Below are 15346 nucleotides of genomic sequence, written 5' to 3' on the forward strand. Positions count from 1 at the left end.
TGAGCTGTGGAACAGAATATTATCGCCTCATCGCTGTTGCATTTAGCGACCGTAACTCTACGGTTGTGTTGCTGCCCGCTTCGGGCGGCGAGGAATGACAAGCGAGAGGATACGTACGATGACAAGGACTTGGCTGATCACCGGTGGCTCGCAGGGCCTGGGCAAGGCACTGGTGCTCGCAGCGCTGGAGGCCGGCGACCGAGTAGTGGCGACTTCCCGCAAGCCGGAAGCGCTGGCTTCCCTGGTGGCAGAGCACCCCGAGCGTCTCGCGACCGTCGCGCTCGACGTCACCTCCCCGGCGCAGGCCCGAGAGGTGGTCGCCGCGGCGGTGCAGCGGTTCGGCTCCATCGACCTGGTGGTCAACAACGCGGGCTACGCCACCAGCGGCTCGATCGAGGATTTTCCCGAGGAGGAATTCCGCGCGCAGGTCGAGGCGAACCTGTACGGCGTGGTCAATGTGACGAGGGCGGTCCTACCCGTGATGCGCGGCCAGCGCTCCGGGCACATCGTGCAGATCTCCTCGATCGGCGGCCGGGTGGGCGGCACCCCTGGCCTGGGTGCCTACCAGACGGCGAAGTTTGCTGTGGAGGGCTTCTCCGAGGTCCTCGCCAACGAAGTGGCCCCCTTGGGCATCAAGGTCACCATCGTCGAGCCGGGTGGTATCCGCACCGGCTGGGCCACCGGGGCCGCCGAGCCCTCCGGTCCCATCACGCCTGACTACGAGCAGACGGTTGGCGCGTGGCTGGATCGATTCGCGCAGTATGCCGGGAACGAGCCCGGCGACCCGCACCGCATGGCCCGCGCCATCGTCGACACTGTGGACGCCGCGGAGCCTCCGCGCCGGCTGCTGCTCGGCAGCGACGCGCTAGGAATCGCGATCAGCTCAGAGGAAGGCCGTATAGCGGAAGCCAACTCGTGGGCCAAGGTGAGCCGGTCCACGGATTACCCCACCGCCTGACCGACACCGTGGTGGCTGGGGAACGGGGCCGGTCAATGCGCGCCGCATACCTGCCCCGCTCCGCGAGCGCGCCCCAGTTCGCCGCCAAAGGGATGAACGCAATGATCAAGACCTTTTTGATAGCCGGCGCGGCGGGGGGACTGGGCGGCCGGGTCGTCGAGGCCGCCCTCGCCGCCGGCCACAACGTAGTAGCGACCGACCTCGCGCCCCACGGCGTATCTGTACCTGACGAGTACCGCGACCGGTTGCGCGTACGCATCATGGACGTCACCGATCCGGACTCCGCCCGTGCTGCGGTCGCCTGCGCGGTCGCCGATTTCGGCGCGGTCGATGTGCTGGTGAACAGCGCCGGTGCCCGAACTGTCGGTTCGATCGAGGACATGTCCGACGACGATTTCCACCGCGATGTCGACGTCAACTTCTTCGGTGCGGTCAACACGGTGCGCGCCGTCCTGCCGGTGATGCGCCCGCGTCGTTCTGGCAGCATCATCAACGTCTCCACCATCGGCGGCCGGCGCAACCAGCCCGGTCTGAGCGCCTACCAGTCATCCAAGTGGGCGCTGGGCGGTTTCACCGAGATCCTGGCCCGCGAGGTAGCCCCCATCGGGATCCGCGTCACCTTGGTGGAACCTGGCGGAATCCGAACCCCGTGGGCAGTCGCCCCGATGACGGTGCCGGACATCCACCCCGAGTACGAGGAAACGGTCGGCGCCTTCGCCCGCACCTACAGCAACAACCCCGACGTGCAGCGGGGCGACCCGGCCAAGATGGCCGCCGCGATCCTGAGGCTCACCGAAGAGCCGGCACCGCCGATGCGGCTTCTGCTCGGCTCCGACGCCGCCTGGCTCGCCCCGCAGATCACGACGGCGCGAGCCGCGGAAGACGCGGCGTGGCGCGAACTCAGCGTATCCACCGACCGCGACGGACTCGGCGATTTCGCCGACACCGAGGTCGCGCGGATGGTCCGCCCGGCCAAGCCCTGATACCCACCCCACCATCCCCTTCCCTCCACCACTTTTCACCTGAGGAATGACAGACATGACTGTGCGCGACAAGCTCTACATCGGTGGTTCCTGGGTGACTCCCAGCGCACCGGAGCTGATGCTCGATATCCGGTCGCCCCACGACCAGTCGGTCATCGGCCGTGCGGCGCAGGCCGCGCCGGCCGACATCGACAGGGCGGTCGCTGCGGCGCGTGAGGCATTCGACCACGGCCCGTGGCCGCGCACCACGCCCGAAGAGCGCCAGGAGGTCGTGCGTCGCTACGATGCGCTGCGCACCGCTCGGGCCGACGACATCGCCGCGGCGATCTCGACCGAGAACGGCTCGGCGGGCTGGTTCACCAAGATCGGTCAGCCATTCCTGACCCGTCAGACCAACGCCTACCTCCAGGCAGCCGAGGAGTTCGGCTGGGAGGAAATCGTCACCCCGTCCGACCCTTCGGTGGCCTTCGACACCATCGTGCGGCGCGAGGCGATCGGTGTGGTCGCCGCGGTCATCCCGTGGAACTCCCCGTTCTCCGCCGCCACCGCGAAGCTGATCCCGGCTCTGCTGGCGGGCAACACCGTCGTGCTGAAGGTCTCCCCGGAGAACTCGCTGAGCATGATGCTGCTGGCGGACCTGTGGCACGAGGCCGGCCTGCCCGAGGGCGTCCTCAGTGTTCTTCCGGCGGACCGTGAGACCAGCGAGCACCTCGTCTCGCACGCCGACGTGGACAAGATCTCCTTCACCGGTTCGACCCGCGCCGGACGGCGGATCGCGGCGATCGCCGGGGAGCAGCTGAAGCGTGTGGGTCTCGAGCTGGGCGGCAAGTCCGCCGCCCTGATCCTGGACGACGCCGACCTGGCGGCCGCGATGCAGGGCCTCAGGTTCGGTTCGCTGGGCAACAACGGTGAGGCGTGCATCCTGCAAACTCGGATCCTGGCCCCGCGCAGCCGCTACGAGGAGGTCGTGGCCGCAGTGAAGGAAATGGTCGAGTCGCTGAAGGTCGGCGATCCCTCCGCCGCCGACACCTTCATCGGCCCGATGATCCGCCGCGACCAGCAGCAGCGGGTCATTGATTACATCAACATCGGCATCGAGGAGGGCGCACGGCTGGTGACCGGCGGGCCGCAGGTCCCGGCAGGCCTGGAGAGCGGCAACTATGTCACACCGACCGTATTCGCCGACGTCGACAACGGCATGCGCATCGCGCAGGAGGAGATCTTCGGCCCGGTCCTGGCCGTCATCGCCTACGACAACGATGACGATGCTGTGCGGATCGCCAACGACTCCGAGTACGGACTGTCCGGCGGCATCTGGTCCACGGACGCCGCCCGCGCCCTGGCCGTCGCCCGCCGGCTGCGCACGGGCACAGTCACGTTGAACGGCTCTCCGATCAGCTTCGACGGACCCTTCGGCGGCTACAAGGCCAGCGGCCTCGGCCGCGAGTACGGCAAGGTCGGCCTGACCGGCTACGTCGAGCATAAGTCGATCACCCGCACCCGGTAATCGCGTGTGCGAGGGCCTCGCCTGAGAGCGCGTTTCACATTGGTGTCAGTCGGGTGTGTTGAAGGTGCGGCGTTGTTGGCGGGTGGCGGGTTCGCCTCGGGTGAGACGGCGGAGCATGCCGCCGAGGGCGGCCCATCGGATCATGGCCTCTGACGTTGCGCGGCGGGTTTCGTAGTCGCGGGCCAGGCGGCGGTGGGCGGTGGCCCAGGCCAGGGTCCGCTCCACGACCCAGCGGCGGGGGTGTACGACGAACCCTTTCTGGTCGGTGGGTTTGCGGACGATCTCGACGGTGGTGCGTAGCGGGTCGCGGGCCCAGTCGACGAGGCGGCCGGCGAAGCCGGAGTCGGCGAAGACGTGTCGGATGGGCGTGGCCGCGTAGGTGGCGAGCAGGGCTCCTTTGGCGCCGTCGCGGTCCTGCCAGGACGCGGCGAGGACCCAGACGGTGACCAGCAGGCCGAGGGTGTCGGTGACGATGAACCGTTTCCGGCCGTTGATCTTCTTGCCGGCGTCGTAGCCGCGGGAGTCGCGGGGCACGGTGTCGGCGCCCTTCACGCTCTGCGAATCGATGATCCCCGCCGTTGGCTCCGGGTCACGGCCGTGAGCCACCCGGATCTGCTCACGTAGCTCGGTCAGGATCCGCTCGGTCACGCCGCGGCTGTTCAGCCGGGTGAAGTGCGCGTACACGGTCTGCCAGGGCGGGAAGTCGACCGGCAGGTACCGCCATGCGCAGCCGGTGCGCACCACGCACAAGATGGCGTCGATGATGACCCGCCGGGGATGCTTTTCTGGTCTGCCCATCCACTGCGGGGACGGCAGCATCGGCTCGATGATCTCCCACTCGGCGTCGGTCAGGTCAGAGGGGTACCGCCGCACTCGATCCATGCGTGCCTACCGACCGACTCACGCTCATCGATTGGACCTGCTGTGCGGCACACCCGACCGACCCGCAAACCAAACGCGCTCTAAGTAGGGATGTGCCGGCTTGTACGATCGGACGCCGACGTACGGAAGGGTGCTGCACGATGACCGAGGCCGCCGCAGAGGCGCCGCAGGGCGAACGCAAGGGCGAGCGCACCCGGCGGCGCATACTGGAGGCCGCTCGCGCCCTGTTCGCCGAGCTCGGCTACGAGCGCACCACGATCCGTGGGATCGCCGCGGCGGCCGAGGTCGACAAGTCGTCGATCCTGCAGTATTTCGGCAGCAAGCAGCAGCTGTTCCGGGCCGCGGTGCACTGGCACATCCCGATCGCGGAGCTGACCACCGACGATCCGGCGCAGAGCGTGCACAACTTCATGCACGGCATGCTGAGCAACTGGGCCGCCGACCCGAACAGCCCGATGGCGGTGCTCGTGCGCGCGAGCATGACCAGCGAAGAAGCAGCCGAACTACTGCGGCGTCACATCACCACCGAGGTCGTCGACGCGATCGCTGCGACCGTCGACGATCCGGAAGCCCACCTGCGCGCTTCCCTGGCCAGCGCCATGATGATGGGCATCGCCGCACAGCGCTACCTGCTGCGCATGCCCCACATCGCAGACGCCGACCTCGACGACGTCCTGCGCCTGGCCGGCCCGGCCATTCGCAACGTCATCGCCCCGCCGGCCTGACGCCTACGCGTCGGCGCCGAAGATCGCCGGCACCTGCTCGGCTGCAATGATGCTGAAAGCCGTCTTCTCGAACCGTTCTCGCTCGCCCTGTTGGCAGGTGCGCGACGGCACACCGCATCATGAAGTACTCCCATCGGCACGCAGCGTGGCGTGCTGGGGGTTCCAACCGCGTGACATGTCCTCAGTCCCGCTGGGTCGGCGCCGGCCGATCGGCAGCGTCGCGAAGATCTCCGCGACATCGGCAAGGTGAATGCCGAGTCGCCGAGCAACGAGGATCAGCGAGACGCGGCGCAGCATGTGCCTGCGGTGAGACGCTGGTTGCCCGCACCGCGCTCTGCGACGATCAGCCCATTGCTCTCGTAGAAACGCAGAGCGGGGGCCGCCATCCGGTACGGGCGGTGACCTTCCCCAGCGTCAGCAGATCCCTCGGGCTCGCCTGCTCGGAGTGCTCCGCCGTCGTATGCGTCAAATCCTCGCCGTGCCTTCTCCCCGAACGCAAAACTGAACCTACGATGAGATCAATAGGTCAGCGTCGGGGCAGCCTTGCTCCACCGGCTGGTGTCGAGTTGGTCGAGCAGGAAGTTCGCCAGATCGGCACGGCTGAGCCGCGACCCACCGGGCGGGTTCTTCCCGTCCTCGACCCGGAACGTCCCGGTGGCCGGCTTGTCGCTGAGGTAACCGGCGCGGACCAGAGTCCAGTCGAGCCGGCTAGACCGCACGATGTCCTCCATCACGCCCATGTCCTCGTACAACTCACGCAGGAACAGCGGAATCATCAGCCGGAACCACCAGGGCAACCCGGGGTCCTTGGGCTCCACCCCACCGGACGAGACGACGATCAACCGTTGCACCTGAGCGTCCTGCAGCGCAGTGACGACCGCCTGGCCACCCTTGGAGTAGATGCCGTTCGGATTCCGGGCCGTGCTGCCGATCGCGGAGATCGCTGCGTCGTGCCCGACAGCGATCTCCCGCAACGAGTCGCCGCCGGCCAGCACATCAGCGGGTTGCAACGCGAGATCGGGATGTGACGGCAGCCCGTCGAGGTGGCGGGCCACCGCGGTCACCTGGAACCCGCGGTCGAGCGCGCCGGAGACCACGAGGCGTCCGGTGCCGCCGCTGGCCCCGAAAACGATCAGCTTCATACCGATTCCTCAACCTGGTGGGTTCGTCGCAAGCAGGTCCCGGCAAAGGCGGAAGCCTCACCGGCAACCGAAAACTAGACAAGCGTTGAGATATTAGTCAGACAGTTCCGAAGGAGCAACCCCGGCGGTCACCACAGTTAGTCGGGGTAGGCGTCGACAAGGTCGACGTGGTCCGGGACGAACGCCTCGCAGGGGTGTGGTGATGGCGCCCGCGGCGACCAGGTTGTCCTCGTGGTTCAGGCGGACAGGTAGTCCGCAGGCGCTGGCGTAGAGAGAGCGCCCGCGTTGGTTTCGTGTTTCAGAGCTCCGACACTCAGCTGTCCTCGGTGTGTGGATGTGCCTGGTGCCACGACCACCAACGGCGCGCAGGTGCAGTTGTGGGACTGTCTTGGCTCCTCGAACCAGCGCTGGACCCACACGGCGAGCCGACAGTTGATGGTCTACGGCAACAAGTGCTTTGACGTGAACGGCGCAGGCACGAGCAACGGCACCACGGTCATCATCTGGAGCTGCCACGGCGGCACCAACCAACAGTCGAGATCGTCAGCCCTTGGCACCTCAGCGCCGTCGGCTCAGCTGACGACGAAGTTCGCCATCATGGCCATGTCCTCGTGTTCGAGGTTGTGGCAGTGGAAGACGTATTTGCCTTGGTAGCCGTCGAAGTGGATGAGGATTTTGGCCTGTTCGCCGGGGCGTAGGTCGATGGTGTCCTTCCAGCCGGCGTCGAAGGGGCCAAGGCCGCCGCTACCTCGGGCGAGGATTTGAAACGGGCTGAGGTGGATGTGGACGGGGTGGTGGAAGTCGGCGTTCAGTTGCCAGATTTCGGTGGTGCCGAGGCGGGCGTGCGCGGCGATGGAGTCGGGGCTGAACGGGGCTTGGGAGATGAGCCAGCCGTCGTGGTCGTTGACGTCACCGGCGCGGAAGTCGAACCTGCGGGTGGTGACCGCGTCGGCTGGCCGCAGCACGGGAACAGCGGATAGTCGATCCGGCACCGTGAATGCCTGCGGCCGGCCGTCGCCGACGATGAACCGCATGACCTGTCCCATTGCCGCAGTGCCGAAGTCGTTGACCAGGGTGACCTCGGCGCCCGGGGCGTAGTGGGAGAAGTCGATGAGTACGTCGAAGCGTTGGGCGGGGGCCAGTTCGAGGTGGTCGTGTCGGATGGGTTCGGCGAGGAGGCCCCCGTCGGTGCCGATCTGGGTGATGGCGGACGGGGGTGCCGGGTCGAGTCGTAGTGACAGTCGTCGGGCGTTGCAGGCGTTGAGCAGCCGTATCCGGTAGGTGCCCCGTTCGACCGATGCGATGGGCCAGGGTGTGCCGTTGACGAGTATGACGTCACCGAGGACCCCGGCGACGTAGTCGCCGTGGACGCCGTGCTGGTTCACCAGGGTGGGGTCGAGGCTCGGGTAGAGCAGCGATCCGTCGGCGTCGAAGCTGCGGTCGGTGATCATCAGTGGCAGGTCACGGTCGCCCTCCGGCAGGCGAAGCGCTGCCTCTTCGTCGTCGTGGTGCAGGTGGAAGCCGGCGAGTCCTCGCCAGACGCTGGGACCGGTGAAGTCCATGCGGTGGTCGTGATACCACAGGGTCGCCGCTCGCTGCTCTAGTGGGAAGGCATAGGTCCGAGAGCCCTGTCGGGTATCGCCGCCGTTGACCATGCCGTGGCCGCTGCCGGGATGTCCGTGGCGGTGGTGCCGGGCGTAGTAGCTCATGTCGGTCGGGTAGACGTAGTCGGTCGGGTAGCCGTCGCTGTCCTGTGGCGTCCGCCCGCCGTGCAGGTGGACGACGGTGGGTACCGGCAGGTTGTTGGTGTGTCGGACCGTGACGGTGCGGCCTCGTTCGCTTCGGATGGTGGGCCCTGGAAATGACCCGTTGTAGGTCCACAACTCGGTCGTCAGCCCGGGGAGGATCGTGGCTCGGGTGACGGTCTGTGCGATGTCGTAGTAGTCGGTGGTGGCGTCGGAGCGGGTCGGGCGGAGCACGGGCGGGAGGGTGAGCCGCCGTCGGAATGGCGGTGGCAGCGGTGCGCGGCTGGGCAGGACCTTTCCGGTGGAACTGGCGCCGGCGATGCCGCTGATGAAGGGGACGCCGATGCCGGCGGCGGCGATCCCGGCTCCGGCGATACCGAGGAAGGTTCTGCGGCTGATGGTGTTCATCGGGTCTTTCTCCATGCGGCGGCGGTGAGGGCGATCAGCAGCACGATGATGGTGACGCCCAGGGGGATGTGCACGGCCAGGATCAGTTGGTAGCCGAGCCAGGTCTGCAGTGCGGTCAGGACGAACAGCACGATTGACGCGGGCATTGGCCAGCGTGGGCCTGTCCCGGCGCGGCGCCACAGGGCCGAGGTGACGATGCTGGCTGCGAGTGCTGCGACGGTGGCTGTGGCGGTGTCCCGATGGAGGTGCAGTGCCCCGTAGCTGCCGGACAGGAACTGGCCGGCGAAGACGGCCTGGTCGAAGGCCAGAACCGTGGCAGTGGTGATGGTCAGCCGGAACAGCCAGATCGGCCACCGCCGCGTCGACGACGTGGCTTGGGGCTGCGGAGACGGTGTGGTCTGGGTGCTGGTCACGATGCGTCGAAAGTCAGGGTGTGGTGGGAACGGAAGACCTGCACGTCGGCAAGCAGACGCGAGGCCGCCATGCTGGCACGCGCGGCCGGGCTGGCCAGCATTGCCGCCAGGGCGTCGTCGTCGCGCCAGCGTGCGTGGTGGATGACATGTCGGCCGTCGTCGGAGCGGGTCAGTGTTGAGCCGAGGAAGCCGGGCGTGTGCTCGAGTACGTCGTGGCCGTTGGCGGTCAGCAGCGCGTACAGCTGGGCCTGGTGTTGTCCGGTCACGGTGAAGACGCTCGTCACGGTCAGCTCGCCGCTCGCGGCTGCCGGACTGGCTGAGCGGCTGGCCGGGCGCTCGGTAGGGACGGTCATCGCTGAGCTGCCAGGGTCTTGCGGACGGCGACGATCGTGACCGCGACGAGGGTGGCGAAGACCGGTCCCGTGGCCGCGTGAGCGACGGCGAGTACGACTGTGTCGTCCCGTTCGTAGAAGATCACCTGCACGGTGGCGTTGATGACGTTGATAGCGATCGCCGCGCCGGTGGCGGTCAGGTGGACGCGGCGCAGCGCGACGTTGCGGTACCAGTCAGGAGGGCCGCCGGTGACCCGGTTGAGGAGCAGCCCGGTCAGGGGGCGGCGGGCGATGATGGTGGCCAGGCACGCCATGATCACGGCGAACGGGATCAGCGTCGGGACCAGGAAGAACCCCCGTGCCTCGCCGGTGACGGCGGCGACCACCGCGCACAACGCCACGACCAGGATGCCGATCAGTGCCGATCTGGGCGACTGTCGGCGCGCCAGGCGGTAGCCCAGGCCGGCGAGAGCGGTCACGGCAGCGGCGGTGATCGCCGGGTACAGGGAGGCCACGAGGTTCACGGCCACGAACACCAGGCCCGGCGCGGCGGCCACGACGATTCCGATCCAGCGGTCCGGGTCGCTCCAGGTTTGCCTGATGGCCGCCCATCCCGACTCGGGTGCCTGGTGGCGGCCCTGCTGCGGGCCGGACCGCGGTGGTGGCTCGGGTTGGCGGCTGACGTCGTGTTGGGGCATCCGATCGCCGATCGTGAGGGTCGCTCGCTGGAAGCTCATGGGGAAAATGGTTACACGTGAAACGGTCTCTTGCAAACCTGTATCACGAGAGATAGTGTTCCGGTGTGCCTAGAGAATCAGCTTCCGCCAACCAGTCAGCTCCGTCCGGCACTCCGGAGAACCCGGAGGAGGGGTCGCCCTTCGCGATCGGCCTGCTGCTGCGTCAGGCACACGACCGCGTGGCGAGGGCGATGGACGACGCCTTGGTGCCGTTCGGCATCGAGCGGCGCCATCTGATGGTGATGATGCGGCTGCACGCCTCGGGCCCGCTGAGCCAACGTGACCTCGTCGCGCACACCAACCACGACAAAGCCTCGATCGTCCGGATCGTCGACGACCTCGAACGACTCGACCTGGCCTCGCGCCAGCTCGTGCCCGGCGACCGGCGACTGCGGGCCGTCACCCTGACCGAGCACGGCCGTGAGGTCTTCGCCCAGGCGCACCAGGCTGCCGAACCCGCGGCCGCGGCCGCGACAGCGCCGCTCACCTCAGCGCAGACCCAGCAACTCCAGCGACTCCTGCGCACGATGCTCGCCACGTGAACCACCCGACCGATGCACCGGCTGCCCGTTGTCGACCGGTAGGCCCTTAACGCCAGATCGCTGGCACGAAAGGCAGCACCTCATGCGCGTACTCATCATCGGCGCGGGCCTCGGCGGCCTCACCCTCCTGCACGGACTACGACGCGCGGGAATCGATGCCCGAGTGTTCGAACGATCCGCCCACCGGGCACAGCAACCGGCCAGCTACGGGATCCACCTCAACGCCGACGGCCTGCGGGCCCTGCACGCCTGCCTCCCCGATGAGAACTGGAAGATGATCGACACGGCTGGAAGTCCCGTACCGCTGATCATCCGGTTCCACGACCCCCGCCGCGGCGTCCTGGCCACCATCGACAAGAGGTTCCCCGAGGACACCACCGACCCGATCACCAAACGCCGCGCGATCAGCCGCGGCAAGCTCTACGAAGCCCTCCTGCACAACACCGGCACCGACGACGACGCGGAACCTCTCGTGCATTGGGACAAGACGTTCACCCACTACGAGCTTTACGACGACGGCGTGCGGGCGTACTTCGCCGACGGCTCCCACGCCGACGGCGACATCCTGGTCGGGGCCGACGGCAGTAACTCCCGCGTCCGTCACCAACGTCTCCCCAGCCTGCAGCGTCAGGAACTCGGCATCATCAACATCGCCGGTCGCGTTCCCCTAGCGGGCGTCGTCGCCGCCGCCTTACCGGCTGACTTCACCGACGGCGGCATCAACAACGTCGTCCCCGCCCGCAACGGATGGATGTTCCTGTCCACCTGGCCCAGCGGCGATCCCGACAACACCGACGTCAGCAACGGCGCCGCCGAGTACGTCGTCTGGGCCTGGGCCGGATCCCGCGACTCGTACCCGCACGGGGTCGAGAATCTCGACCGAAACCAGCTCAAGCAACTCGTCACCGAACGCGTCCGCGACTGGGCGGCACCCCTACGGACCCTGGTCGACGCGACGGACGCCACCACCATCACCACCGTGCCGCTACGGACCATGCCCCAGCTCCCCGAGTGGGCACCCTCACGAATCACGCTCCTCGGCGACGCCATCCACAACATGACACCCATGGCCGGCATCGGCGCCAACACCGCCCTGGGCGACGCCGAACACCTGCGCCAAGCCCTCACCGCCGGCGCCGACACCGTCAGCGCCATCGGCGGCTACGAAACCGCGATGCGACATGACGCCAACCAAGCCCTGGCCCTGTCCAGCCGAAATGCCACCAACGCCGCCCTCGCGACACCGTCGAACCGGACCGTGTTCCGCGCGCTCCTCCGCGCGAGCGCAGCCATCCCCGCCATACGGCGCAAAATCTTCGGGCCATCGATCTAATCGACCTCGGACATCGCTGAGGGCCATTTTGCTGCGAGAACTCCCAAGCGGCGACCGTACCGGCAACGGTCGCTCCAGCCCGGCCCCGCAGCCCTCGTTGAGTCGTCGACTGGGCAATCGCCGCGAGTACGTCCGGGCCGCTGGGCGCTGTGCTCGCCCAGGTATGGGTTGTGGCCGAAGCGCCATCCGCGTCGACGCCGTCCGTCCCGCCGAGCGCTGGCCGCGATCGCACAGGTGAGGCCGGTACCTATTATCAGCCGGCTTGTGCAGCGCCGCCCTGAATCATGACGACACCGCAGCGACCTGTGGGCGACGGGCACCGAAGCGCAGGTACACGGTCTCGCTCACCTGCTCACCCCGCCGGTCGTCGCGCCGATTGTCGGCATCACAAGATTTTCCGATCTTGTACCCATCCGTCTGCTGGTTCGCCTCGAATGCCTCATGACAGCAGCACTTGAGTACAAGCATCTGGGGAGTTCGTATGAAGCGGAACCTGTTTGCCACGGTCGGCGTCATCGCCGCGTTGGCCCTTTCCGCCTGCGGTGGTACCGACGGCGAGGACACCGCCGGCGGTACGAGCGCCGGCCCGAGCATGTCGGCGAGCGCGCCGATGGCCTCGGCATCGCCGTCGATGATGATGGCGGGTCAGTTCGGCGCGGGGTGCGCGGCGGTGCCGACCGACGCGTCCAACCCGGGAAGTTTCGAGGCGATGGCGAAGGTGCCGGTGGCCACCGCCGCGTCCGGTAACCCGCTGCTGTCGACGCTGGTCACGGCCGTGCAGAAGGCCAACCTGGTGGACTCGCTCAACGGCGCGCAGGGCGTCACGGTGTTCGCGCCGACCAACGACGCGTTCGCCAAGATCCCGAAGGCCGATCTGGACAAGGTCCTGGCCGACGACGCCATGCTGAAGAAGATCCTGACCCACCACGTGGTGACGACCCAGTTGTCCCCGGACACCCTGGCCGGCACGCACAAGACGCTGCAGGGCGACGATGTCACGGTGACCGGCAGCGGCACGTCGTTCACCGTCGACGGCACCTCGATGGTGGTCTGTGGCAACGTGTCGACGGCCAACGCCACCGTGTACATCGTTGACAGCGTTCTGATGCCCAAGAGCTGATGGTGTCCAGCGACATCGAGCCCCGGCCGGCGAACCGCCGGCCGGGGCCGTCCCGGAGGAGCACCGCCGCTCGCGGCCTGGTCGTCGGCGTGCTGACCGCCGGGGTGACCCTCGGCGTGGCGCATCTCGTCGCGGCGCTCGTCAACCCGGCCGCCGATCCGGTGCTGGCAGTCGGCGGTGTCGCGATCGACCTGGCACCGCAGCCGGTCAAGGCGTTTGCCATCCGCACCTTCGGTGCCAACGACAAGATCGCCCTCCTCGCCGGCGTCTACACCCTTCTGGCCTTGACCGCGGTGGTGCTCGGCGTGACGGCCTTGCGGCGGCGCCGCTACGGCTCGGCCGGCCTTGTCGCGTTCGCCGCCCTCGGTGCCGCGGCCGTCCTGTCCCGCCCGACCGCGACGCCGGTGGACATCCTGCCGGTACTGGTGGGGGCCGGAGCCGGGATGGCCGCGATGCTGCTGGTGGTGCGCGCTGCCCGGACGGTCCCGGTCAGCGCGTCGCGCCGACCGCGGCTGCTCAACCGCCGCCAGTTCCTGGCCACGGCGGCCGGCACAGCGCTGACCGCCGGTGCCACGGCCGCCGTCGGCCAGGCTGTCGGTCACGGTAACGCGGTAGGTGCCCGGTCCCGCGCCGCCGTCCGCCTTCCACCGCCGGTGCGTCCCGCGCCGCCGCTACCCGCCGGTGTGTCCGCCGGTGTGGACGGGGTCGCGGCATTCGTCACCCCCAACCGGGACTTCTACCGCGTCGACACCGCCCTCACCGTGCCGCAGGTCGACCTGAAGACGTGGCGGCTGACCCTGGGTGGGGCGGTCGACCGACCCCGTAGCTGGAGATTCGAGGAACTGCTCGCCCGTGGTCTCGTGGAGCGGGACATCACCCTCAACTGCGTCTCCAACGAGGTCGGCGGCCCGTACATCGGTACGGCCCGCTGGGCCGGGATTCCCCTGGCCCCGCTACTGCGCGAGGCGGGCATCCACGCCGGGCAGAACCAGCTCGTGAGCCGGTCGGTGGAGGGCATGACCATCGGGACGCCACTCGACGCGATCCTGGACGGCCGCGACGCGCTTCTGGCCGTGGCCATGAACGGTGAACCCCTGCCGCTGGACCACGGCTTCCCCGTCCGCATGCTCGTTCCCGGTCTCTATGGCTACGTCGGCGCCTGCAAGTGGCTCACGTCGATGACGGTGAGCACGTTCGACGCGTTCGACCCGTACTGGGTGCAGCGCGGGTGGGCCGCCGACGCGCCGGTCAAGACCGCATCCCGGATCGACACCCCGAAACCCTTCGCCCAACGCCCTGCCGGACCCGTCATGGTCGCCGGTGTCGCCTGGGCGCAACGCCGGGGGATCACCGCCGTCGAGGTGCAGGTCGACGACGGGCCGTGGCAGCAGGCCCGCCTCGCCGACGGCCCGTCACCGGACCTGTGGCGGCAGTGGACCTACCGCTGGGACGCTGCGGCCGGCAGCCACACCCTGCGGGTCCGGGCCACCGACGCCACCGGCGCGACCCAGACCGACCAACGGGCCGCGCCCTTCCCCGACGGCGCGACCGGCTGGCACAGCACGACAGTGACCGTCACCTGAACTGGTCCGTCCGACGGTTCGCTGCCCGGGCCGGAAAAGAATTCGGGCCGGGACCAATCCGCTGTACGGGAGGCGACGAATCCCTCCCGACAGCACCTGAACATTGACGCCGTACCCCGGCGGAGACGGAGATTTGTTGTGAGACTGTCCCGAAGCCTGCTCGCCCTTCCAGCGGCTGCGCTGGTCCTCGCGTTCCCGGGCGTCGCGCACGCCGACGAGAGCGTGCAGGTCCAGTTGCAGGACCTCAACGAGACCGGGGCGACCGGCACCGCGACGTTGACCGCGACGAGCGGCGGCGACCTGAAGGTCATGATCCGGTCGAAGGGCATGACGCCGAACTCACCGCACGCCCAGCACGTGCACGGCGCGGCGAACGGCATGGACTTTCACTGCCCGGACAAGTCCGCCGACACCAACGGCAACGGCTACGTCAGCACCGAGGAGGGCCTGAAGATGTACGGGGACATCTTCATCTCGCTGACCACCACCGGCGACACGACCAAGGCCAGCGGACTGGCGGTGGACCGGATGCCGAAGGCCGACGCGAAGGGCAACCTCAGCTACGAGCGCACCATCCCCGCTGCCGAGCTGCCCAAGGGCACGATCGAGCACCTGAAGGATCTGCACCTCGTGCAGCACGGCATCGACGCCAACAAGAACGGCAAGTACGACATGGAGGCGCTCGGCGAGTCGACGTTCGCCAAGTCGATCGGGGTCAACGGCATCCCCGCCGAGGCCACCGACCCCGCGACGTGCGGCATGGTCAGCGGCGCGGCCGCCGGCTCCGTACCCGCTGGAGGTGTCGCCACCGGTGACGGCAGCACCTCCGGCGGATCCCCGATGATGATCTACACCGTGGGTGGCCTCGCGCTGCTCGGCGCCGCCGGTGCGGTCGTCGCGCGCCGCCGGCTCGCCGTCGAGCGCTGAGCCGGAGGC

At 68.4% G+C, this 15346-nt stretch carries 16 protein-coding genes; 10 read left to right on the top strand and 6 right to left on the bottom strand.

Translation table 11 applies throughout. The annotated features are described in order from the left end of the window. Positions 1-118 precede the first annotated feature (118 nt). From ABZ272_RS00175 to ABZ272_RS00185, 3 genes are all read left to right on the top strand, one after another. Positions 119-958 (top strand): oxidoreductase, encoded by an 840-nt coding sequence (locus tag ABZ272_RS00175; RefSeq protein WP_355047664.1) that lies wholly within the window; start codon positions 119-121, stop codon positions 956-958. Positions 959-1059: 101 nt separating this feature from the next. Beyond that, positions 1060-1941, top strand: a complete 882-nt coding sequence (locus tag ABZ272_RS00180) for an SDR family NAD(P)-dependent oxidoreductase (RefSeq protein WP_355047665.1) — start codon at positions 1060-1062, stop codon at positions 1939-1941. Between the two features lie 55 nt (positions 1942-1996). After that, positions 1997-3448: an aldehyde dehydrogenase gene (locus tag ABZ272_RS00185; RefSeq protein ID WP_355047666.1), complete on the top strand. Its 1452-nt coding sequence runs from the start codon at positions 1997-1999 to the stop codon at positions 3446-3448. Between the two features lie 45 nt (positions 3449-3493). Here the strand turns inward: ABZ272_RS00185 and ABZ272_RS00190 are convergent, their stop codons facing one another. Next, positions 3494-4330 (bottom strand): IS5 family transposase, encoded by an 837-nt coding sequence (locus ABZ272_RS00190; RefSeq protein ID WP_355047667.1) that lies wholly within the window; start codon positions 4328-4330, stop codon positions 3494-3496. A gap of 140 nt (positions 4331-4470) precedes the next feature. Between ABZ272_RS00190 and ABZ272_RS00195 the strand changes: the two genes are divergently transcribed. Continuing rightward, the gene (locus tag ABZ272_RS00195) at positions 4471-5055 is read left to right on the top strand and encodes a TetR family transcriptional regulator (protein WP_355047668.1); all 585 of its coding nucleotides are present in this window, start codon (positions 4471-4473) and stop codon (positions 5053-5055) included. A 518-nt stretch (positions 5056-5573) separates the two neighbouring features. On the opposite strand, the gene ABZ272_RS00200 is transcribed toward ABZ272_RS00195, so the two are convergent. Next, positions 5574-6197: an SDR family oxidoreductase gene (locus tag ABZ272_RS00200; protein ID WP_355047669.1), complete on the bottom strand. Its 624-nt coding sequence runs from the start codon at positions 6195-6197 to the stop codon at positions 5574-5576. Between the two features lie 336 nt (positions 6198-6533). On the opposite strand from ABZ272_RS00200, the gene ABZ272_RS00205 reads away from it, so the two are divergent. Beyond that, positions 6534-6851 carry a ricin-type beta-trefoil lectin domain protein gene (locus ABZ272_RS00205; RefSeq protein ID WP_355048236.1) on the top strand — a complete coding sequence of 106 codons (318 nt, stop codon included), beginning with the start codon at positions 6534-6536 and terminating at the stop codon, positions 6849-6851. Here ABZ272_RS00205 and ABZ272_RS00210 read toward each other — a convergent pair. From ABZ272_RS00210 to ABZ272_RS00225, 4 genes are all read right to left on the bottom strand, one after another. Continuing rightward, entirely contained in the window at positions 6770-8350 is a 1581-nt protein-coding gene (locus tag ABZ272_RS00210) for a multicopper oxidase domain-containing protein (protein ID WP_355047670.1), read from the bottom strand. The genes ABZ272_RS00205 and ABZ272_RS00210 overlap by 82 nt on opposite strands. Further along, positions 8347-8763, bottom strand: a complete 417-nt coding sequence (locus tag ABZ272_RS00215) for a hypothetical protein (protein WP_355047671.1) — start codon at positions 8761-8763, stop codon at positions 8347-8349. Before ABZ272_RS00215 ends, ABZ272_RS00210 begins: the two co-directional genes overlap by 4 nt. Beyond that, complete coding sequence (locus tag ABZ272_RS00220) at positions 8760-9047, bottom strand: antibiotic biosynthesis monooxygenase (RefSeq protein WP_355047672.1); 288 nt, start codon at positions 9045-9047, stop codon at positions 8760-8762. The genes ABZ272_RS00215 and ABZ272_RS00220 overlap by 4 nt, the downstream gene beginning before the upstream one ends. 65 nt (positions 9048-9112) lie before the next feature. Next, positions 9113-9832 (bottom strand): DUF3159 domain-containing protein, encoded by a 720-nt coding sequence (locus ABZ272_RS00225; RefSeq protein WP_355047673.1) that lies wholly within the window; start codon positions 9830-9832, stop codon positions 9113-9115. A gap of 65 nt (positions 9833-9897) precedes the next feature. Here ABZ272_RS00225 and ABZ272_RS00230 point away from each other — a divergent pair, with 65 nt between their 5' ends. The 5 genes from ABZ272_RS00230 (at position 9898) to ABZ272_RS00250 (ending at position 15337) form a co-directional block, all read left to right on the top strand. Next, positions 9898-10374 (top strand): MarR family transcriptional regulator, encoded by a 477-nt coding sequence (locus tag ABZ272_RS00230; protein WP_355047674.1) that lies wholly within the window; start codon positions 9898-9900, stop codon positions 10372-10374. Between the two features lie 28 nt (positions 10375-10402). Further along, complete coding sequence (locus tag ABZ272_RS00235; RefSeq protein ID WP_355047675.1) at positions 10403-11707, top strand: FAD-dependent monooxygenase; 1305 nt, start codon at positions 10403-10405, stop codon at positions 11705-11707. A 481-nt stretch (positions 11708-12188) separates the two neighbouring features. Beyond that, positions 12189-12827 (top strand): fasciclin domain-containing protein, encoded by a 639-nt coding sequence (locus ABZ272_RS00240; RefSeq protein ID WP_355047676.1) that lies wholly within the window; start codon positions 12189-12191, stop codon positions 12825-12827. Between the two features lie 77 nt (positions 12828-12904). After that, entirely contained in the window at positions 12905-14410 is a 1506-nt protein-coding gene (locus ABZ272_RS00245) for a molybdopterin-dependent oxidoreductase (RefSeq protein WP_355048237.1), read from the top strand. 138 nt (positions 14411-14548) lie between these two features. Continuing rightward, positions 14549-15337 (top strand): hypothetical protein, encoded by a 789-nt coding sequence (locus tag ABZ272_RS00250; RefSeq protein ID WP_355047677.1) that lies wholly within the window; start codon positions 14549-14551, stop codon positions 15335-15337. Positions 15338-15346: the final 9 nt, after the last annotated feature.

It is taken from the genome of Micromonospora sp. NPDC005979, from assembly GCF_040614415.1.
Taxonomy (GTDB): Bacteria; Actinomycetota; Actinomycetes; order Mycobacteriales; family Micromonosporaceae; genus Micromonospora.